This is a genomic window from Caballeronia sp. SBC1 (genome assembly GCF_011493005.1).
In the GTDB taxonomy this organism is placed as follows: Bacteria; Pseudomonadota; Gammaproteobacteria; order Burkholderiales; family Burkholderiaceae; genus Caballeronia.
The window spans coordinates 745,668-765,979 of sequence record NZ_CP049156.1; the positions used below are offsets into that span (position 1 = coordinate 745,668).

Consider the following 20,312-nt stretch of genomic DNA (forward strand, 5'->3'; position numbering starts at 1 on the left):
CCGAAAAAGGCCGCGAAGGCCTGTCCACCCCCAAAGGAATGCAGCACGATGAGCGAAGTCCAGACCGCCGCCGCGGCCCACACGCATGACGCACCGTTGATCGGCGTGTTAATGGGTTCCAGTTCCGACTGGGACGTGATGAAAAATGCGGTCGCGATCCTTCAGGAATTCGGTGTGCCTTACGAAGCCAAGGTCGTCTCGGCGCACCGCATGCCCGACGAAATGTTCGCCTACGCCGAAAGCGCGCGTAAGCGGGGCCTCGCGGTGATCATCGCGGGGGCGGGCGGCGCGGCGCATCTGCCGGGCATGCTCGCCGCCAAAACCACCGTGCCGGTGCTGGGCGTGCCGGTATCGAGCAAATATTTGAAGGGCGTGGATTCGCTGCATTCGATCGTGCAAATGCCCAAGGGCGTGCCCGTGGCAACGTTCGCTATTGGCGAGGCGGGCGCGGCGAACGCGGCGTTGTTCGCGGTCTCCATACTCGCTGTCACCCAAACCGCCTATGCTGACAAACTCGCGGCATTCCGCGCGCGCCAGAACGACGCGGCGCACGCCATGGTCCTCCCGCCGCTATAAACGCAGCAGTTTCACGTAACACCTCCGGCACTATTTCCGGCCCGAGACCGACTGACCGACCCCACAAGATGAACGCACACACCCAACCCAGTTCTCCCATCCAGCCGGGCGCATGGCTCGGCATGGTCGGCGGCGGCCAGCTCGGCCGCATGTTCTGTTTCGCCGCGCAGTCCATGGGCTATCGCGTGGCGGTCCTCGATCCGGACGAGACGAGTCCGGCAGGTTCCGTCGCGGATAAACACATCCGCGCCGCCTACGACGACGAATCCGCGCTCACCGAACTCGCACGCTTGTGTGCGGCGGTATCGACGGAATTCGAGAACGTGCCGTCCGCCAGCCTCGATTTCCTCGCGAAAACCACGTTCGTCAGCCCTGCCGGACGGTGCGTGGCGATCGCGCAGGATCGCGTGGCGGAGAAACGGTTCATCGCGAGCGCAGGCGTGCCGGTGGCGCCGCATGTGGTGATCGAGTCGCCCGAGGCGTTGGCCGCTTTGAGCGACGAGCAAATCGCCGCCGTGCTGCCGGGCATTCTGAAGACGGCACGCCTCGGCTACGACGGTAAAGGCCAGACAAGCGTGCGCAACGTTGACGAAGTGCGCACCACTTATGGGTCGCTCGCGGGCGTGCCTTGCGTGCTAGAAAAGCGCATGCCGCTCAAGTTCGAAGTGTCCGTGCTGATCGCGCGGGCGGGCGACGGGAAGTCGGCCGTTTTTCCGCTCGCGCAGAACCAGCACGTCAGCGGCATTCTGGCAAAAACCGTGGTGCCCGCGCCGGACGCATCGCCCGCGCTCGTCGCCCAGGCGCAGGACGCCGCGCTTACGATCGCCGCGAAGCTGGATTACGTCGGCGTGCTGTGCGTGGAGTTTTTTATCCTGGAAGACGGCACGCTGATCGCCAATGAAATGGCGCCGCGTCCGCACAATTCCGGTCACTACACCGTCGATGCCTGCGCCACCAGCCAGTTCGAGCAGCAAGTCCGGGCAATGACCGGCATGCCGCTCGGCGATACACGCCAGCATTCGCCGGCCGCGATGCTGAATATTCTCGGCGATGTCTGGTTCGAAGGCGCGAAAGCGTGCACGCCGCCGTGGCATGACGTGATCGCGTTGCCGACCGCGCGGCTGCATCTGTACGGCAAGGAGGAGGCGCGGCCCGGCCGCAAGATGGGCCACGTGAATTTCACCGGGGCTACGCTGGAAGAAGTGCGCACGGCGGCGCGCGATTGCGCCCGCATGCTGCACATTGCGCTGGATTAACCTTGATGACTTTCGAAGCTCCCACCGTCGCGCAGATTCAGGAGGCCGCCGCGTTGCTCGACGCGGGCCAACTCGTCGCGTTTCCGACTGAAACCGTCTACGGACTGGGCGCCGATGCCCAGAATCCCGAGGCTATCGCGCGGATCTATGCGGCGAAAGGGCGGCCATCGAATCATCCGGTGATCGTGCATCTCGCGCCCGGCAGCGATCCGGCGTACTGGGTCGAATCGCTTTCAGCCGATGCGCAGAAACTGATCGACGCCTTCTGGCCCGGTCCGCTCACGCTTATTTTGAAGCGTGCGGCGCACGTGCCGGCGGCCGTCAGCGGCGGGCAGGATTCTGTCGCGATCCGTTGCCCGTCGCATCCGGTCGCGCAGGCGTTGCTCGCCACGTTCAGCACAATGCGCGATGGTCATGGCGGCGTGGCGGGGCCATCGGCGAACCGGTTTGGACATGTCAGCCCGACCACGGCGCAACATGTCCGCGATGAATTCGGCGCAAGCGTGCATGTGCTCGATGGCGGGGCAGCGAAGGTGGGCATCGAATCGACGATTCTGGATTTATCGCGTGGTTTTCCCGCGTTGCTCAGGCCGGGACATGTGAGTCCGCTGGAGATTGCCGATGTGCTTGGCGTGATGCCACGTTTGCCCGATGGCTCCGACGCCAGCGCGCCGCGCGCCTCCGGCACGCTGAAGGCGCATTACGCGCCGCGCACGCCGCTCAGCTTGTTGCCGTTCGCGGCGCTGGAACCGTTGCTCGCGGCGCATCCGCTGGATGCCGGCAAGAAGCTGGCGCTGGTCGCGCGGGCATCCAGCGCGGGTAAATGGTCGGACGCGCCGAACGTGCATTTCGTTGCCGCACCTGACGATCCGCAGTCTTACGCACGCGAGCTGTACGGTCTGCTGCGCGCGCTCGATTGCGCCGATGTCGAGAGGATTTTGATCGAGACGCTGCCGGTATCGGCGGAATGGAGCGCGGTGAACGACCGGCTTGGGCGTGCCGCGGCGGCGTTTGAAGAGCAGGGGTAGACGGGCGACTCGCCGGCGTTTCGCACGGCGAGAACAGCGAAAACCTTTCGAATCATGGGTCTACGCGACCTAAATAATTGAGATAGCTAAAAGTATCTGAACGCGCGCGTGGTCGCGTAGGGCAAGAATTCCACGGTTTGACTGTGACGAGAACGCCCCCCAAAAGCAAAATGCCCGGTCTTCGTCGACCGGGCATTTTTTATTTCACGCGCTCATCCAGCCGCGCTTATTTCCCCAGCCCGCTTGCAGCAATCTGCTGCTCCACGTATGTGGAGAACAGTGCGTGCAGATGCGTGGTCGGGTGGACAGTATCGGCGTACATATACGTCTGGTCCGCGCCGGCCACCGTGTAGGTTTGCGGCGAGCAGAACAGTGACGTGCCGAATGCGCTCGGGTCTGGCTCGCCCAGCTTGGTCGCGGCTGCGATCATCGCGTTGAGATTACAGGCCGTACCCGTATTCGATACCGTGAAGCCGTTCGCCTGATAGTTCGCCTGGATGCCGTCGACCCAAGTGTACGCATTGACGTAGATCACCTTCGATAACAAGCCGGCCTGCTGCAGCGCGCCTTGCAGCGTGCCGTTGAACAACTGCGTCACTTGCGAGAAGGTCACGCCTTGATCGGCGCTGGCCAAGCCCAGCGGCGATCCGCCGATGTCAGGAACCGTCGATACCACCACATGCGTAGCACCGGCTTGAACCACCCGGCCGACGACCGTTGCCAGGTCGATTGCCGCCTGGCTGATGGCGGTCGTCGCGGCAGTCTGCGCAGCGGCGCCCGCTGCCTGTGCCTGCGCCGGCGTGATGGTTCCCGCGGCGAGCTGGGCCTGGATGCCGGCGGCGGTTGCCTGCTCCACGGTCAGGTTGTAGAAGATGTCGTTGGCGCCGCCGTTCACCAGCACGAGCTGGTTGGCGTTGAACGAGCCATGCGACCCAATATATTGGGTCACCTGGTCGTTGATCGGGATCGTGGTGGCCTGCGAGTAATCCGAGTTCGCCGTACCCGGCGTGGCGTGGCCAACTCCCGGCTGCAGTGTCACGCGTGAGCCGCCTTGTGCGTAGCCCAAACCGCTGGCCGGCGAAAGCGGGATGCCGAAGCCGCCGGTGTTCGCCGCCGTCAGCGTGCCGCCGTAATACTGCGCCACATTCTGGGTCCAGATCTGGCCAGGATTCGTCGTGAAGCGGCCGCCGCCGAAGTTTGCCGTTGCGACCGGCGCATACGTGCCGACGTCCGAGAGACTGTCGCCAAACGACACCACTTGCAGTGTCACACCGCCCGCGGGCGTGTTGTTGCTGTTATTGCTGCTGCCGCCGCACGCGGCCAGCATGGCAAGCGCGGCGCACGCAGTAGCGGTCTGGACGGCGAGCAGCCAGCGCGTTTGACGCGCGGCAGGTTTCGTCAGGGCGGGTTTCATCGACTTCATCTCCTCGTTCCTCGTTTATCTGGTCATGTGGTCTGCACGCCGCTTCGAGGTTGCTGTCGGCTGGCTTTCCGCTGAGCGCTGGCTTCAAACGACACGCGCTGCGAACAATGCGTGTCGTCGGCTTGGCGTGGCGATAGCTTACCGAATCTTTAAGAGGAATTGAGGTTGTTTCCTACGAGGGTTTGCCTGTGCTTGCAGACCGCGCGTCCTCGGGTTCTAAGTTGGCAAGGAACGCTTTCATTTGGCCATTTATTCAGCCGACCCCGTGCGACGCGCGCCTTCATACACCCATTCGAGCAGCGCGTCATGCGCCGCCCGAGCCGCTTCGGCACGCGGATCGTTAATGAAACTCACGACCACGTAGCTCTCGCCGTTCTCCGCGCCCACGTAGCCGGCAATGGCCCGCACGTCGCGCAGCGTGCCCGTCTTGATGTGGGCATTGCCGCCCGCGCCCGCGTTGGTGAGCCGGTTGCGCATGGTGCCGTCCACGCCCGCGATGGGCAGCGACTCCATGAAGACCTGTGCCACCGGGCTTGAATTTGCCGCCGTGAGCAGGTCGGCAAGCGATTGCGCCGTGATGTGTTCTTCGCGCGACAGGCCCGAGCCGTTATCGAGATAGAGGCCGGTCATCGGCAGCGCGCTGCGATGCAGGAACGCCTCGATTGCCGCCGATGATTTCTGGGTCGTCGCGGGCGGTTTGCCCATGGCGGCGCCAATGGTCAGGAACAGGTTGCGCGCCATCACGTTGTTGCTGAACTTGTTGATGTCGCGAACGATGTCCGACAGCACCGGGCTGCGGTGCGTGCCGACCAGCCGCGCGCTGACCGGCGTCGGGCCTTCGCGGGTGCTGCCGTTGAAGGTGCCGCCCGCTTGTTTCCAGAGGGCGAGGAAACCGCCGGCAAAGAACGTGGAGTGATCGAGCGCGGCGACGTTGATGGTGCGCGGGCCGCAGCGCAGCGGATAGTCGCCTATAAACGACGCCTGCACAAAACCACCCGTGGTTTGCGCCACGCTCGGCGACGCCGCCGGCAGCGAGCCCGCGCAAGCGCCGCGCGTGACCTTGAGTTCGTTGTCGATCTGCAACTGTGCGAGTTGCGGCAGCACATCGATTGCAACCTGGCCGTCGGAGCTCGGCGTCAGCGTGAACGACAGCGACTTGAACGCGTACAGCAGCGGGTCCGGGCCGACGTTGTAGGGGGCGCTTTCGTCGGAGTCGAAGGCGGGGAGATCGCGCGTGGAGGTATCGAAGTAGCGTTTGTCCAGCACGAGCGAACCGTCAATGCCCGTGATGCCGTTGCGGCGAATCTGGTCCACCAGGTCGATGAGTTCTTCAGGCACGAGTTTCGGGTCGCCGGTGCCCTGGATGTACAGGTTGCCGTGAAGGATGCCGCTGGCATCGACTTGACCGTCGGCGTAGGCCGTGGTTTTCCACCGATAGTCCGGGCCCAGCAACGACAAGCCCGAGTATGTGGTGACCAGCTTCATGGTGGAGGCGGGCATCATCGGCTGGTTGGCGTTGATCGCGACGAGCGGCACGCCACCGCCGCCAATCCGCTCGACCACCACGCTCATCGATGAAAGCGGCACGTGGGCGCGTGCCAGCGCCGCCATGACAGTGGCGGGAAGCGGGCCGGCCGGGACAAATTGAACGGCGGCGCGCTGGAACTTGGACTTCTTCGCCGCTGCGTGTTTCGGCGGTTGTTTCTGTGCTTCCGCCTTCGGGCCGCCACCGCCGCGAGCCTCGACAGGCGCGTTCATCGCGAAGGTGAAAGTGGCTGCGGCTATAACCAGGGTCGCGGCTGTGCGCCAACGTTTGGCAAGTGGATTTTTCCTGTGCAAAAACGGTGCTCTATACATGTGGTCGGAGTGTGATGTCGTGATGTGGTGCGGTTTTGCGGAGTGCGGGACGAGGGTGCCCCGAGCGGTGCGGCTATTGTATGGGGCTTCTGCTTACGGTTTAAGGTTTGCGGGCTTTCAACCGGTAGCGCGCGCTTGGTCGAGGCCCTGCATTTCACTTGAGGCTCAGCGCGGCGCCAGCCGTTCGGGCAGCGAATAACGCTGCATGGTGCGCTCCATGCCATCGAGGAACGCCTGTTCCGCTGCGTTCATCTTGCGTCCGCGATGCCAAAGCAGATCGACGTCGACATCGACCAGACCCTCTTCCGGCGGCAAACGCCACAGGCGCTGCTGCGTAAGGTCGTCGCGGACAATGTGCTCGGGCAGGCAGCCAATGCCGTATCCCGCGAAGATCAGCCGACGCACTTCGTCCAGGCTTGGCGACGCCGCCACGATCCGTCCCGTGAACCCGCGCTGGTCGCGAAAGACGGTCAGCGGCGACAAACTGTCGCCAATTTGATCACTCGTGAATGACACGAAGTTCTCCGCGAGCAAATCTTCCATGGACAACCCGTGCCGACCAAACAAGCGATGGTGCCGCCCACAAAAAATGGCATATCGCTGACGCAGGAAACAGCGTTGCTCGAGTTTATCGATGGGCGTGCGGCACAAGCTGAGTCCCGCCGTCGCGGTCTTTTGCAGAAGCGACGAAATGATGTCCGAGGAACGCATCACCTCGATATGCAGGTCGATACGCGGATAAGTCCGGTGGAATTCGCTGAGAAACTCGTCGTACACGCCTGAATCGATGCGGCTCACCGTGAGCAGCCGGATCGAACCGGTAATGTCCTCGCTGCGGTCATCCAGCTCGGTTTCGAGCCTCGACATATGGCCGTAGATATCGCTTGCGATCCGGTAGACCTCTTCGCCCGCATGCGTGGGCTCGAAGTGCGGGCCGCGACGCTGGATCAGGTTGCGCCCGAGCGTGTCTTCCAGGCGCTTGAGCGCCTGGCTCACCGCCGGCTGCGTGAGATGCAGGCGCGCGGCGGCGCGGCTCACGCTTCGCTCCTGCATGATGACCAGGAAGGTCCGCAGCAGGTTCCAGTCGAGCCGGTCGTTGAGAAACCGCGCGATATCCATACGCCGCTGGGTCATAGAGAGGTCCGGTGCACAGGAAGAGGTATTAGCCAGATTTATATCGCGAATAATAAATCGAAATTGGACTAATGTTTTATGGCTGGCGATAAAACTCCCTGACCATTTGCATTAACACAAGCGAATCAGGAGACACCGTGACCCCAGCATCCAGTCCGACTCGCCAGCCCGTGCGCGCGGCGACCGCCGCTTTCATCGGCACGATGATCGAGTGGTACGACTTTTATATTTACGCCACCGCCGCCGCGCTTGTGTTCGGCGAGCTATATTTCCCGTCGCATGATCCGTTCATCAGCACAATGGCGTCATTCGCCACGTTCGCCGTCGGGTTCTTCGCGCGGCCTTTGGGCGGGGTGATCTTCGGCCATCTCGGCGACAAGATCGGCCGCAAGAAAGCGCTCATGACCACGCTGATGATGATGGGTGTCGCGACCGTGTGCGTCGGGTTGCTGCCCGCTTATGCGAAGGTCGGCGTGCTTGCGCCGGTGTTGCTCGTGTTGCTGCGCGTGGTGCAGGGCATAGCGGTCGGCGGCGAGTGGGGCGGGGCTGTGTTGATGGCGGCTGAACACGCGCCGAAGGGTCGGCGGACGTTTTTCGCGTCGTTCGCGCAACTCGGCAGCCCGGCTGGGCTGATTCTGTCGCTGATCGCGTTTCGTGCGGTGACATCGATGCCGCATGAAGAGTTCATCGCGTGGGGCTGGCGCCTGCCGTTCCTGGTGAGCGCGGTGTTGTTGGTGGTTGGCATCCTGATCCGCATGGGCGTGAACGAGTCACCGGAATTCGAGCGCGAGAAGTTGTCCAAGCGCACGGTGGAATTGCCGATTGCCGAAGTGTTCCGCTCGTCGGGCGCGCTGGTCGCGTTCTGCATTGGCGCGAACACGATTGGCATTGCCGGCGTGTATTTCACCAATACCTTCATGATTTCGTACACCACGCAATATGTGGGCGTGACGAAATCGCTGATTCTCGATTGCCTGTTTGCCGTCGCGATCATCCAGTTTCTCACGCAGCCGCTGGCCGCATTGCTGGCCGAAAAGATCGGCGGCGCGCGCTTCCTGAAGCTCACAGCTCTGTGCGCGATGATCTCGCCGTATCCCATGTTCATCCTCGTGCAGAGCGGCAACATGGTGTCGATGATTATCGGCATCGCTATTGCCGTGGTCTGCATGGCTAGCTTTTATTCGGTGATCGCGGGTTTTGTCAGCGGCGTGTTTCCGGTGCGCGTGCGGTACTCGGCGATTTCGATTTCGTATCAGGTCTGCGGCGCGATTGCGGGCGGTTTGACGCCGCTCGTGGGCACCTGGCTTGCGCACAAATTTACGGGGCAATGGTGGCCGCTGGCGGTGTTTTATACGTGTCTCGCCGGGGTTTCGCTGCTGTCGATTGTCGCGCTTGATGCGCTGAAACATCGTCGCGCCGATGCCCCGGAAGCGCTGGCTGTTCGCTGAATCAAGAGGATAACGAATCATGTTGAAAATCGACGGCCCGCGCCTGTGGGCAACCCTGATGGCGATGGCGCAAATCGGCGCGACGCCCAAGGGCGGCGTACGCCGCCTTGCGTTGACGGAAGAAGACCGTCGCGGGCGCGAGTTGTTCGCCGCGTGGTGCGGCGAAGCAGGAATGACGGTGCGTACCGATGAAGTCGGCAACTTGTTCGCGCGTCGTGAAGGAACGGAAGCGAAGGCGAAGCCCGTGTTGATCGGCAGTCATCTGGACACACAGCCGGAAGGCGGTCGCTTCGATGGCGTCTATGGCGTTCTGGCCGCGCTCGAAGTAGTGCGCACGCTGAACGATCATGGCGTGGTGACCGAGAAGCCCATCGAGATTGTCTCGTGGACGAACGAAGAGGGCGCGCGTTTCACGCCGGCCATGCTCGGCTCGGCGGTGTTTGTCGGTGCGACGCCGCTGGACACTGCGCTGCAGACGAAGGACGCCGGGGGCGTGACGTTGCAGGATGCTTTAAACGAAATTGGTTGCGTGGGAACACGCGGCCTCGGCGTGCAACATGTCGATTCGTATTTCGAGGCGCATATCGAACAAGGGCCAATCCTGGAGAGCCACGGCAATCCTATTGGTGTTGTCACCGGCGGACAGGCTATCCGCTGGCTTGATGTCAAAGTGACGGGCGTTGCCGCGCACGCCGGCACGACGCCGATGGCGTATCGGAAGGACGCGTTGTTTGCGAGCGCGGCGATGGCGCTGGAACTCGAAGCCATCGCGCAACGTTTCGCGCCGTTGGGTCTGGTTACGATCGGTCAGGTGGACGTGCCGAATTCATCGCGTAACACTATTGCGGGGCGCGTTGCGTTCACCGTCGACCTGCGTCATCCCGACGACAAACAGATCGACGCGATGGAACGCCAAGTCCGCGCGGCTTTGGGCAGGATCGCCGCGGATCGTGGGCTTGAAGCCGAGATTTCGACCTACTGGAAAAGCCCCGCCACGCCTTTTGATTCCGCGTGCGTCGATCTCGTGGAAGAAGCCACGAAAGGCTTCGGCTATGCCTACGAGCGTATTGTCAGCGGCGCGGGTCACGACGCCATCCACCTCGCGCGGCATGTGCCCACGGCCATGGTTTTCATCCCGTGCGTAGATGGCCTTTCGCACAACGAAGCAGAGGATGCGCTCCCCGAAGACGTCACCTGCGGCGCGAATGTTTTGATCAATGCGGTACTGGCGCGTGCGGTGATTGGCGCGACGGTAGCCGCGTAACAAGGACCCGACAATGCTGACTTACTTCCATCCTTCGCAGCTCAAACATCATCCGCGCACGTACCTTTCACGCGGCCAGATGCGCACGCCGCAGGAGATTCCGGAGCGTGCGTTGCGGCTGGTCGAGGCGTCGAAGGCCATGGGTTTCGATGTCCGCGAACCCGCCGACTTTGGCGCTGCGCCGCTCGCCGCGGTGCACGGCATGAACTACTTGCGCTTCCTTGAGGAGGCGCATCGCGAGTGGAAGAAGGTGTCGGCCGAATGGGGCGACGAAGTGATGTCGAATGTGTACATCCGCGAGAACAATCCGCTGCGCGGCGTGCTTGGGCAGGCGGCGCGTTATCTCGCCGATGGCAGTTGCCCCATCGGCCCGGACACTTACGAATCCGCCTACTGGTCCGCGCAAAGCGCGCTTGGCGGCGCGAACGCGATCCTGGACGGCGCACGTGAGGCGTATGCATTGTGCCGGCCGCCGGGGCATCATGCGCGGGCTGAAGCGGCAGGCGGGTTTTGCTATTTGAACAACGCGGCGATCGCGGCGCAGGCGCTGCGTGCGAAGGTCGGCCGCGTCGCCATCCTCGATACCGACATGCACCACGGCCAGGGCATACAGGAGATTTTCTACGATCGCAGCGACGTGCTGTATGTATCGATTCACGGTGATCCGACGAACTTCTATCCGGTCGTAGCCGGCTTCGATGACGAACGCGGCGAGGCGGCCGGTGAAGGTTACAACGTGAATTTGCCGATGCCGCACGGGTCATCGGAGGATGTGTTTTTCGATTCCCTCGATACCGCCGCGCGCGTGCTTCAGCGCTTCCAGCCGGACGTGCTTGTGCTGGCGCTGGGCTTCGATATCTACAAGGACGATCCTCAATCGATGGTCGCGGTGACGACCGAAGGATTCGGCAAGCTGGGCTGCGCGATTGGTGCGCTGAACTTGCCAACATTGATTGTGCAGGAAGGTGGGTATCACATCGATACGCTGGAGGTGAATGCGCGCGCGTTCTTCGATGGGTTTAGCGCAGGGCGTTGAGGAAGGCGAATCCTTTATTGAAATTTGACGGCGGTGCTGGGTTACCAGCACCGCCGTTTTTTTATCGAAGCGGTCCGGTCAAGACGTTGCTCAACTTTGATCTCTATCTCAAATTAATACCACTTGAATACCATTTTGCGACCGGATAGTCTTCTGCGTTCAGGTGAATTGCTGGCGGTAACCGCAACGACGGAGGCGATGTGGCAAAGGTTCGATTAATTTGTTTTGCAATACTAACAACAGTTTGTGACACATCGGCATGGGCAGCGCCCGATGCGCTCGAAGACGATGAACTGACGCGCGGCACGACGCGGCCCTGGATCTCGGAAGAGGTGCCGAGTCTTTTCTCAAAATCGGAGACGACCGTCAGTACAACGTTTTATTCGAGAAATCGACATGCGACCGACCACGCCGGCGATATCCATGTCGATGCGCTCTCGTTGGGCCTGGACTGGCGCTCGGGCTATGCGGCCGGACCTTGGGGTTTTGTCGGCGCGGATCTGTCCGGCTTTACGAATATGCGGCTCGCTCCGGGTACCGGTCAATCGGAAGTGCTGTACCACGACTATCGGGACGGCGCCGATAAAACCTACGCAACGCTTGCACAAGCCGCGCTGAAATGGCGCAGTACAGCGACCGGCGACGGATGGCAAGTGCGCGCCGGTTACACGCCAATCAGTGTCGGTACGCTGGGAACGTCGGGTGGCCTGCATTCGCACGCGTACCGCGGCGTGGAGTTGAAGTACCGCGTGGCGGGTTGGGAAGTTGGCTACGGCCTCGCCGATCAGTTTCGCAACGAATGGGACAACCGGTTCCGGCCGATGACCAACGCGTGGCATCAGAACCGCGATCAGTACGACGGCACGGCCAGCCGGATCGACTTCGTGCACAGCGTCGGCATTCGCTACGAGGCTAGTGCCGACAGCTCCGTCGACGCGGGCGTGGGCGAGGGCCGTCGTTATCGCCGCAATGCGCAGGTAGCCGCCACGCGCGCCTGGCGGATCGCCGATAGCGGCACGGTGACAGCAACGGGCTACGCGCTGTGGGGTCGCTACGAAGCCGCGCTGGGGCCGAGCGCCACGCCACGTGACGAATGGCACGCGAGCACCAGCGTGGGCTACGCCACTGGACCCTTCACGGTCAGTTTGGGTTTCGGCGTCACTCATGCGCCCGACTCGGGCGAGATGAATTTTCGCCTGACGCCATGGGCGAACAGCGACAACCGCAACCAGATCCAGACATGGGGCCAGCTCGATGACTTCGTCTGGGACGGCACGCGGGTGCTCAAGGCCGCGGCGTCTTATCAGATCGGGTCGTATGTCGGCATGCCGGGTCTTGCGGTCGGTATCAGCGGCATTCACGGGTGGGCGATCAAAAATCCGGGACGCAGCAATACGTCGGCGAACGAGATTGACCTGAGCGTGACCTACGACGTGAAGGAAGGGCCATTCAAAGGCGTTGGCATCGGCGTCTTTCCCGCGCGTTTGCGTACCAATGGCTTCTATGGGAAGTCCGACCGCAACGACGTGAAGATCATCGCGTCCTACAGCAAGACTTTTTGAAGGGATGAAATCATGAATCGAATCACCTTGATGATTGGAGCGCTGGCAATGGCGGCCACGTTGCCTGTGTTTGCCTTGTCTCCGGTCCCTCCTCTTCCTGCAAGTTACGTCGTGCCCGGAACATCTGCGAACGGGGCGCTGGCCGACGTGCTCGCGAGGGACCTCATGCTGCGCGTTTCAATCGATAACAACAACGCGGCGAAAGCAGGCGTGCCGTGCGCCGACCTTGGCGCGGATTCCGCCAGTTGTGCGACCGGCCGCTTGATACTGCTGAACGATGGACCGACGCGCATCACGGGCGATGGCTGGAAGCTGTATCTGCATAGCATCCGCCGTCTCCTGAAGATCGATCATGCCGACTTCTCATTGCGGCACTTGACGGGCGATCTCTACGAACTGACACCGCGGGCCGGTGCGGTATCGCTTGGCGCGGGGGAGCGTCTTGAGGTGCCGTTCGTCGCGGAATACTGGCTGCTGCGTTACAGCGATGTTTTACCCCGGCCCTATGTCGTCGTAGACGGTGTGGAGCCCGCCGTGCTCAAGCACAACGACACCGACGACGAGACGCGTTACGTCGATCGACTGCCCGGTGGCATACCCACCATCCCCATGACGCCCGCGCAGAAGTTTCGTCAGATGGTCGAGCGTGGCGAACCGCTCCCGGCGCAGCAGATTGCCGCACGCGCGTTGCCGTCAGTGATGCGGCAGCAAGCGGGCGATGGCGAAGTCGATGTAGCGGGCGTTGATCTGTCGTTGCCGGATCTGCCGCCGGCGAGCGTTGCCGCGCTGCGTGAACGTGCCACTACGCTTGGCCTCGCGAATGGCGGCTTGCCGATCACCGGCGCACTCGCGCCACGCTCGCTGCCGGCCGACATCGCCGTGCCCGGTGGTTACCGGCTGCGGATCGGGCGCACCGGCGCGGAAGTCGACGGTTACGATACCGCCGGCCTCTACTACGGCGTGCAAACCCTGTTGTCGCTGACGCCCGCTGGCGGGGGCCGGATTCCCGCGATGACCATCGAAGACGCGTCGCGCTTCGGTTATCGGGGAATGATGGTCGATGTCGCGCGCAACTACCGGCAGCCTGTAACGTTGCGCCGACTCATTGACCAGATGAGCGCTTACAAGCTGAACCGCCTGCACCTGCATTTATCCGATGACGAAGGCTGGCGGATCGAGATTCCCGGGCTACCAGAACTGACGGCAATCGGAGGACAGCGTTGCCACGATCCCGACGAAGAGCGTTGCCTGTTGCCCCAACTCGCGTCAGGCCCGGACAACCGTTCGGGCGGTGGTTACCTGAGCCGCGCAGACTACATCGCGCTGCTGCGTTACGCCGACGATCGTTTTATCGAGGTCATTCCCGAGATCGACATGCCGGCCCATGCGCGCGCGGCCGTGGTAGCCATGGAGGCGCGATACAAACGGCTGCATGCGTTGGGCCGCGAGCAGGACGCGAACGCATTTCGCCTGCTCGATCCCGACGACACTTCGCAAACGCTTTCGGTGCAGTTCTACGATCGCCGCAGCTATCTGAATCCTTGTTCGAGCGGTGCGCTGAATTTTGCCGGCAAGGTGATCGGCGAGATTGCCGCGATGCATCGTGAGGCGCAGGTGCCCATGCCTGTATGGCATTTTGGCGGTGATGAAGCGAAGAACATTTTGCTCGGCGCGGGTTTTCAGTCGCGCGAGGGCACGGATGCGGACAAGGGTCGCATCAATATCGCTGCGCAGGACAAACCGTGGGCGCGCTCGCCAATGTGCGCGGCGCTGCTGCGCCAGAGCGGTGTTGCTTCAGTGGACGAGCTGCCGTCAAGGTTTGCCCGTCAGGTCAGTACGCTCGTGAACGCCAACGGCATCGAGGCCATGGCGGCTTGGCAGGACGGGTTGAAGCATGCGAGCGGCCCGCACGACTTCGCGACGAAGAACGTGATGGTGACGTTGTGGGACCCGCTATTCTGGGGCGGAGCCGAAACGGTGCAGACCTGGAGTGCGAAGGGTTATCGGGGCGTGCTGGCCTTGCCCGACTACCTGTACTTCGACTTCCCCTATTCCCTTGATCCGCATGAGCGCGGTTATTACTGGGGATCGCGTGCGACCGACAGCTTCAAGGTCTTTACGCTCGCGCCCGATAATTTGCCGCAGAACGCCGAAGTGATGCCCGATCGCGATGGCAAGCCCTTCGAGTTGACGAGCAAGGGCCCGGCGGTACGTATCGATGGTATGCAGGGGCAGGCGTTTGCGGAGGTCATGCGCACTGACCAGCAGTTCGAGTACATGGTGTATCCGCGTTTGCTGGCACTGGCGGAACGTGCATGGCACCGGGCGGATTGGGAGCGGCCGTACCGCGAGGGCGAGCGTTACAAGCTCGGCGAAACCGATCACGTGGACAAGCTTGCGATGGCGCGTGACTGGCTGGGCTTTGAAAGCGTCGTGGAACAGCGCGAACTGGCCAAGCTGAAACTGGCGGGCGTTGGGTATCGGGCGATTCCGCTAACGCTGCCGGTCATGCCCGCCGATACCGGTATCGCGAAGGTCGATTGACGGGGGAACTGGTTTCGCAGCTTTACCCGACGTCAGCCGACGTCGGGGCCGTCGCTATCGGGCGAGGGAAACTGCCACTCTTTGTCTTAAGGCCCCTTTAAGCCCGCTTTAACCCGTCCCGGCTAGAATGAACGTCCGGGCTGCAAAGCCAAGACAAGCCGTGACCCAAACCGATGCGAATCCTACTGGTAGAAGACGACAGAATGATTGCGGAAGGCGTCCGCAAGGCGCTGCGCAGCGACGGATTCGCAGTGGACTGGGTGCAGGATGGTGAAGCGGCCCTGACGGCGGTAGGCGGCGAACCTTACGATCTCATGCTGCTGGACCTGGGCCTGCCCAAACGGGACGGTCTCGATGTCCTCAAAAGCCTGCGAGCAAAAGGCAACGCCCTGCCTGTGCTCATTGTCACAGCCCGTGACGCCATTGCTGACCGCGTAAAAGGCCTGGACGCCGGCGCCGACGACTACCTCGTCAAACCTTTCGACCTCGACGAACTGGGCGCCCGCATGCGCGCCCTGATCCGCCGCCACGCCGGCCGCGGCGACTCCCTGATCCGCCACGGCGCATTAACGCTTGACCCCGTGGGCCACCAGGTCACGCTGGAAGGCAATCCCATAGCGCTCTCAGCCCGCGAATTCGCGCTGCTCGAAGCCCTGATGGCGCGTCCGGGCGCGGTTTTATCGAAGAGCCAGCTCGAAGAAAAAATCTACGGCTGGGGTGAGGAAATCGGCAGTAACACCGTCGAGGTTTACATCCATTCGCTGCGTAAAAAGCTTGGGCCCGACCTCATCCGCAATGTCCGGGGACTCGGTTACATGGTGTCGAAGGAAGCCTGATGCATTCCATTCGCCGCCAACTGCTGGTCTGGCTGCTGGCGCTGGTAATCGTCGGCGTGGGGTTTGCGGGCTGGCTGATCTACCGTCAGGCGCTGGCCGAAGCGAACGAACTCTTCGATTACCAGTTGGAACAGATCGCGGCCGCGTTGCCGTCGGAGCCGTTTTCGTCGGTGCTGCAATCGCGCAGCGACAGCGACGAAGGCGTCGTGATCCAGATCTGGAACCGCAACGGCGTGCTCATGTATTACTCGCACCCGCGCGTCCCGCTCGCTCCGCACGCGGAATTGGGCTTTTCAACCGAAGCCACGCCACGCGGCGTATGGCGCGTCTACAGCGCCATTGTTGGCGATAACGTTGTCCAGCTCGCGCAGCCGCTGTCCATCCGCAACCGGCTGGCAGCAGGTGTCGCGTGGCGAACCTTGTGGCCGCTCGTGGTGCTTCTGCCGCTGCTCGGCATGGCGATATGGATCATTGTTGGACGGGGTTTGAGGCCGCTGCAACGCGTCACGCGCGCGCTCGACACGCGTCACCCCGAAGCGCTGGAGCCTTTGCCCGACAACCGTTTGCCGGAAGAAGTCGTACCCGTGGTGCGCGCGTTGAACGCGCTGCTCTCTCGCCTTGCGACCGCGCTGGACACGCAAAAGGCTTTCGTCGCCGACGCCGCCCATGAGCTTCGCACGCCGCTCGCCGCCGTGCAGATCCAGTCGCAACTGGTGGCGCGCGCGAAGGACGACGAGTCGCGCAAGGAAGCGCTCGACGACCTGCAAGCGGGTATCACGCGCGCCACGCGTCTGGCCGAGCAACTGCTGGCGCTCGCCCGTTCGGAACCTGACGGCAAGAGCGAGACCCAGCCGGTGGACCTCCACGCGCTGCTCGACGAATGCGTGGGCGGGTCCGTGCTGGTGGCGCAACAGCGCGGTGTTGACCTGGGCATCGAGGCGAGCGAACCGGCAACCATCTCCGGCGACGCCAATGCGTTGCGCGTGATGTTCAACAATCTCATCGATAACGCCACGAAATACACGCCGAGCGGCGGTCGCGTAGACGTCTGCTTGCAGGTAGAAGACGGCAACCCGAAAGTGGAAATCACCGATACCGGCCCGGGCATCCCGGCCGACGAACGCGAGCGTGTGTTCGACCGGTTTTATCGCGCGGGAATGGCCGCCAGCCGGGAGCGCACGGACGTGGCGGGCAGCGGCCTGGGCCTCGCGATCGTGCGCCGGATCGCGGTGCAGCACGACGCGAAAGTTTCGCTCGACGAATCGAAAAGCGGCGGTCTGCTCGTCTCCATTGAATTCAAAGCCGCTTAAATACCGGGCTTTAAGTGCCCTTTAAGCGGCGCCTCGTACTCTTCGTTTTATTCTGAAGCGCATCCCCGAGGAGCACACGATGAAAGCGAAAATCATTTCCCGCAGCGCCATTGCGGTAGCCGTTGCCGTCGCCTTGTCGGCGGGGTACGTGGCCGGAAACCGGAACGTCCCGGCACCGCAGGTCATCACGCCGGCACAAGCCGCCATGATGCCGGCCGAAGCCGCTGCGAAGACCGGTATTCCGGATTTCTCCGGCCTGGTCGAAACCTACGGCCCGGCGGTCGTCAATATCAGCGCGAAACACGTGGTGAAGACCGCGTCGCGCCGCAATGGCATGAACGGCGGGATGAACGGCGGCAATCCGCAATTGCCGATTGATCCGAGTGATCCGTTCTATCAATTCTTCAAGCACTTTTACGGTAATGGCGTGCCGGGCATGGGCGGCAACGACGGCCAGAATGCCTCCGATACCCCCAGCGAAAGCCTGGGTTCGGGCTTTATCGTGAGTAGCGACGGTTACATCCTGACAAACGCACACGTGGTTGACGGCGCGAACGTCGTCACGGTCAAGACCACGGACAAGCGCGAATACCGCGCGAAAGTGATCGGCTCGGACAAGCAGTCGGATGTCGCCGTGCTGAAGATCGATGCCAAGAACCTGCCAACGGTGAAGATTGGCGATCCGAACGGCAGCAAGGTCGGCCAGTGGGTGGTCGCAATCGGCTCGCCTTACGGTTTCGACAACACTGTGACTTCCGGCATCATCAGCGCGAAATCGCGCTCGTTGCCGAACGAAAACTACACGCCGTTCATCCAGACCGACGTGCCGGTGAATCCGGGTAACTCGGGTGGCCCGCTCTTCAATTTGCAAGGCGAAGTGATCGGCATCAATTCGATGATCTATTCGCAGACTGGTGGCTTCCAGGGCCTTTCGTTCGCAATCCCGATCAATGAAGCCATGAAGGTGAAAGACGCGCTGGTGAAGACCGGTCATGTGGATCGCGGCCGCCTTGGCGTGACGGTGCAGGGTATGGATCAGACGCTCGCGAAGTCGTTCGGGCTGCAAAGCCCGAATGGCGCGCTCGTAAGTTCGGTTGAAGCGGGCGGTCCGGCGGCCAAGGGTGGCCTGCAGCCCGGCGACGTGATCCTCTCGGTCAACGGCCAGCCGGTTGCGGACTCGAATGCGTTGCCGTCGCAGGTGGCCGCGCTCCCGCCGGGGACTACGGCGAAGGTGCAGGTCTGGCGTGACAAGGCTACGAAGGACCTGAGCGTGACCGTGGGCACGCTGTCCGACGCCAAGACCGCGAGTACCGGCGGTGGCGACAAGGCTGATTCGGCATCGCAGGATGCACGGCTGGGCGTATCGGTTCGGCCGCTGACGCCCGACGAGAAGCAGAGTGCGTCGCTGTCGCGTGGTTTGCTCGTGCAACAGTCGGGCGGCGCGGCGGAAAGCGCCGGCATCCAGGCTGGCGACGTGATCCTGGCGGTCAACGGCCAGCCTGTCACGACCGTGCAGCAATTGAAGACCATGGTGGCTCACGCTGGCGACAGCATCGCGTTGCTGATCCAGCGCGACGATGCGCAGATCTTCGTGCCGGTGGATCTGGGTTGATTGCCGGGTAATTGAAATGTCGGCTGAACTCCGGCCGATGCGGGAACAGGGCGGCACGCAGAATCGCAACTGCGCCGCCCTGGAAAATGGGGTGAGATGCAGGCACGAACCGTGCTCATAGTTTCTCTCCCGAACCGCTTTGGCCCGACTGCCCAAAACATCGAGTGCTGGACGCCGGGAGAAAAGCGGAACGCCGATGAAGGCGTCTGAAGTCCATAAGGAGCTGATCACGATGACCAAGACGACTAAAGCAGCGATTGAAGCAAATGCTGATACAAACACTGGCACGTTAACTAAACACAGCCGGCCTGCTGTGAGGAAAGCGTCTATTGCCGTGTTAGCGGCGGTGATGACGTTCGGGATGGCTGGCGGCGCGTTCGCCCAGACCTCGGGCGGGGGAACGAGCGACATGAGCAGCGCCGGCAACACGAACGGTGGCGGGCTGCCGCAGGTCCAGACGCAGGGCGACGTGTCGTACACGTCCGGCGGCGTGGGGCTGGACGAATCGCACGCACTGATTCGTGAGCAGGCGCATTGGCCGCTCTCGTTGCGTTTCACTGGGCCGACGTCGGACTATCTCGCTGACGTCCACGTGCGCATTGCCGATGCAAAGAACACCGAGGTGCTCAAGACCGACGCCATGGGCCCATACATGCTGGTGAAACTCCCCCCGGGCCACTATACGGTCTATGCCCGCTATAAGGATTCAGAAAAGAAGCAAGGGGTGACGGTGGCCGGCAACGGTAAGGCAAAGGCCGATTTCCACTGGTCCATTCAGTAAGCCTGCAAATACCTACAGCCGTCATCGAACGCACCACGCGCCGTGATGAACCACCGTACGCAAAACCGCCTATGAAACCAAGGGTCGCGGCGCTGCTTTAAGTGTGGCGCAATGTGTGGCGCAGGTAGCAAAGACGTTCGCGGAGCTTGTACAAGTACCCCGAAGTTGTCTCATAATGAAAGCCACGGGTCCCGGAAACCCCGTGGCTTTTTTATGTCGTTGCTGCAAACGCGGTGGCGGCCGTTTCGTTTGTTTAGTACCGGGAGCGCGCGATGAGCACCGACACCCATCACATTGAAATCTCGCTGAACACGCGACGCCATCGCGTGATTCATCAGGGTGTGACGTTCGCCGACACCCACGCGGCATTGACGCTGATTGAAACGGGCCACGATCCAGTGCATTATTTCCCGCGTTCCGATGTCAACATGGCGCGCCTCTCAAAATCCACGCATACCTCACATTGCCCTTACAAGGGCGACGCGACGCACTACCATCTTCTGACGGAGGACGGCCCGGTCGAAAACGCGGTTTGGAGCTACGAGCAGCCGAAAGAAGGCGTCGCACAAATTAAAAATTATCTGGCGTTTTATCCGTCGCGAATCGATCGTATCGACGAGACGGCGGGTACCTGAAACGCCAGGT

General features: G+C 62.3%; 16 protein-coding genes. 13 read left to right on the plus strand and 3 right to left on the minus strand.

Features of this window, described 5'->3' with window-relative positions; translation table 11 throughout:
• The first annotated feature begins 48 nt into the window (after positions 1-48).
• The 3 genes from purE to SBC1_RS03220 all read left to right on the plus strand — a co-directional run bounded on the left by purE (position 49) and on the right by SBC1_RS03220 (position 2,860).
• The gene (gene purE / locus SBC1_RS03210; protein WP_165086779.1) at positions 49-576 is read left to right on the plus strand and encodes a 5-(carboxyamino)imidazole ribonucleotide mutase; all 528 of its coding nucleotides are present in this window, start codon (positions 49-51) and stop codon (positions 574-576) included.
• Between the two features lie 68 nt (positions 577-644).
• The gene (locus tag SBC1_RS03215) at positions 645-1,832 is read left to right on the plus strand and encodes a 5-(carboxyamino)imidazole ribonucleotide synthase (RefSeq protein WP_165086782.1); all 1,188 of its coding nucleotides are present in this window, start codon (positions 645-647) and stop codon (positions 1,830-1,832) included.
• A 5-nt stretch (positions 1,833-1,837) separates the two neighbouring features.
• Complete coding sequence (locus SBC1_RS03220) at positions 1,838-2,860, plus strand: L-threonylcarbamoyladenylate synthase (RefSeq protein WP_165987290.1); 1,023 nt, start codon at positions 1,838-1,840, stop codon at positions 2,858-2,860.
• A 226-nt stretch (positions 2,861-3,086) separates the two neighbouring features.
• Here the strand turns inward: SBC1_RS03220 and SBC1_RS03225 are convergent, their stop codons facing one another.
• The 3 genes from SBC1_RS03225 to SBC1_RS03235 all read right to left on the minus strand — a co-directional run bounded on the left by SBC1_RS03225 (position 3,087) and on the right by SBC1_RS03235 (position 7,274).
• Positions 3,087-4,283, minus strand: a complete 1,197-nt coding sequence (locus SBC1_RS03225) for an SGNH/GDSL hydrolase family protein (protein ID WP_370469578.1) — start codon at positions 4,281-4,283, stop codon at positions 3,087-3,089.
• Between the two features lie 249 nt (positions 4,284-4,532).
• Positions 4,533-6,140: a D-alanyl-D-alanine carboxypeptidase/D-alanyl-D-alanine-endopeptidase gene (gene dacB / locus SBC1_RS03230; RefSeq protein WP_370469579.1), complete on the minus strand. Its 1,608-nt coding sequence runs from the start codon at positions 6,138-6,140 to the stop codon at positions 4,533-4,535.
• A 165-nt stretch (positions 6,141-6,305) separates the two neighbouring features.
• The gene (locus SBC1_RS03235) at positions 6,306-7,274 is read right to left on the minus strand and encodes a LysR family transcriptional regulator (protein WP_207958424.1); all 969 of its coding nucleotides are present in this window, start codon (positions 7,272-7,274) and stop codon (positions 6,306-6,308) included.
• Between the two features lie 137 nt (positions 7,275-7,411).
• Here SBC1_RS03235 and SBC1_RS03240 point away from each other — a divergent pair, with 137 nt between their 5' ends.
• The 10 genes from SBC1_RS03240 to SBC1_RS03285 all read left to right on the plus strand — a co-directional run bounded on the left by SBC1_RS03240 (position 7,412) and on the right by SBC1_RS03285 (position 20,302).
• Entirely contained in the window at positions 7,412-8,722 is a 1,311-nt protein-coding gene (locus SBC1_RS03240; RefSeq protein ID WP_165086794.1) for an MFS transporter, read from the plus strand.
• Positions 8,723-8,741: 19 nt separating this feature from the next.
• Positions 8,742-9,986 carry a Zn-dependent hydrolase gene (locus SBC1_RS03245; RefSeq protein ID WP_165086796.1) on the plus strand — a complete coding sequence of 415 codons (1,245 nt, stop codon included), beginning with the start codon at positions 8,742-8,744 and terminating at the stop codon, positions 9,984-9,986.
• A gap of 13 nt (positions 9,987-9,999) precedes the next feature.
• Positions 10,000-11,022 carry a histone deacetylase family protein gene (locus SBC1_RS03250; protein ID WP_165086799.1) on the plus strand — a complete coding sequence of 341 codons (1,023 nt, stop codon included), beginning with the start codon at positions 10,000-10,002 and terminating at the stop codon, positions 11,020-11,022.
• A 200-nt stretch (positions 11,023-11,222) separates the two neighbouring features.
• A complete protein-coding gene (locus tag SBC1_RS03255) occupies positions 11,223-12,584 on the plus strand; it encodes an OprD family outer membrane porin (protein WP_165086802.1) in 1,362 nt (453 codons plus the stop codon).
• 12 nt (positions 12,585-12,596) lie between these two features.
• Positions 12,597-15,128: a family 20 glycosylhydrolase gene (locus SBC1_RS03260; protein ID WP_165987292.1), complete on the plus strand. Its 2,532-nt coding sequence runs from the start codon at positions 12,597-12,599 to the stop codon at positions 15,126-15,128.
• Positions 15,129-15,301: 173 nt separating this feature from the next.
• Positions 15,302-15,964: a response regulator gene (locus SBC1_RS03265; protein WP_165086807.1), complete on the plus strand. Its 663-nt coding sequence runs from the start codon at positions 15,302-15,304 to the stop codon at positions 15,962-15,964.
• Positions 15,964-17,274 (plus strand): ATP-binding protein, encoded by a 1,311-nt coding sequence (locus SBC1_RS03270; protein WP_165987294.1) that lies wholly within the window; start codon positions 15,964-15,966, stop codon positions 17,272-17,274. The genes SBC1_RS03265 and SBC1_RS03270 overlap by 1 nt, the downstream gene beginning before the upstream one ends.
• A gap of 79 nt (positions 17,275-17,353) precedes the next feature.
• Positions 17,354-18,886: a DegQ family serine endoprotease gene (locus tag SBC1_RS03275; protein ID WP_165086812.1), complete on the plus strand. Its 1,533-nt coding sequence runs from the start codon at positions 17,354-17,356 to the stop codon at positions 18,884-18,886.
• 349 nt (positions 18,887-19,235) lie between these two features.
• Complete coding sequence (locus SBC1_RS03280) at positions 19,236-19,667, plus strand: carboxypeptidase-like regulatory domain-containing protein (RefSeq protein WP_165093036.1); 432 nt, start codon at positions 19,236-19,238, stop codon at positions 19,665-19,667.
• Between the two features lie 272 nt (positions 19,668-19,939).
• Positions 19,940-20,302 carry a DUF427 domain-containing protein gene (locus SBC1_RS03285; protein WP_165086816.1) on the plus strand — a complete coding sequence of 121 codons (363 nt, stop codon included), beginning with the start codon at positions 19,940-19,942 and terminating at the stop codon, positions 20,300-20,302.
• The last annotated feature ends 10 nt before the right edge of the window (positions 20,303-20,312 follow it).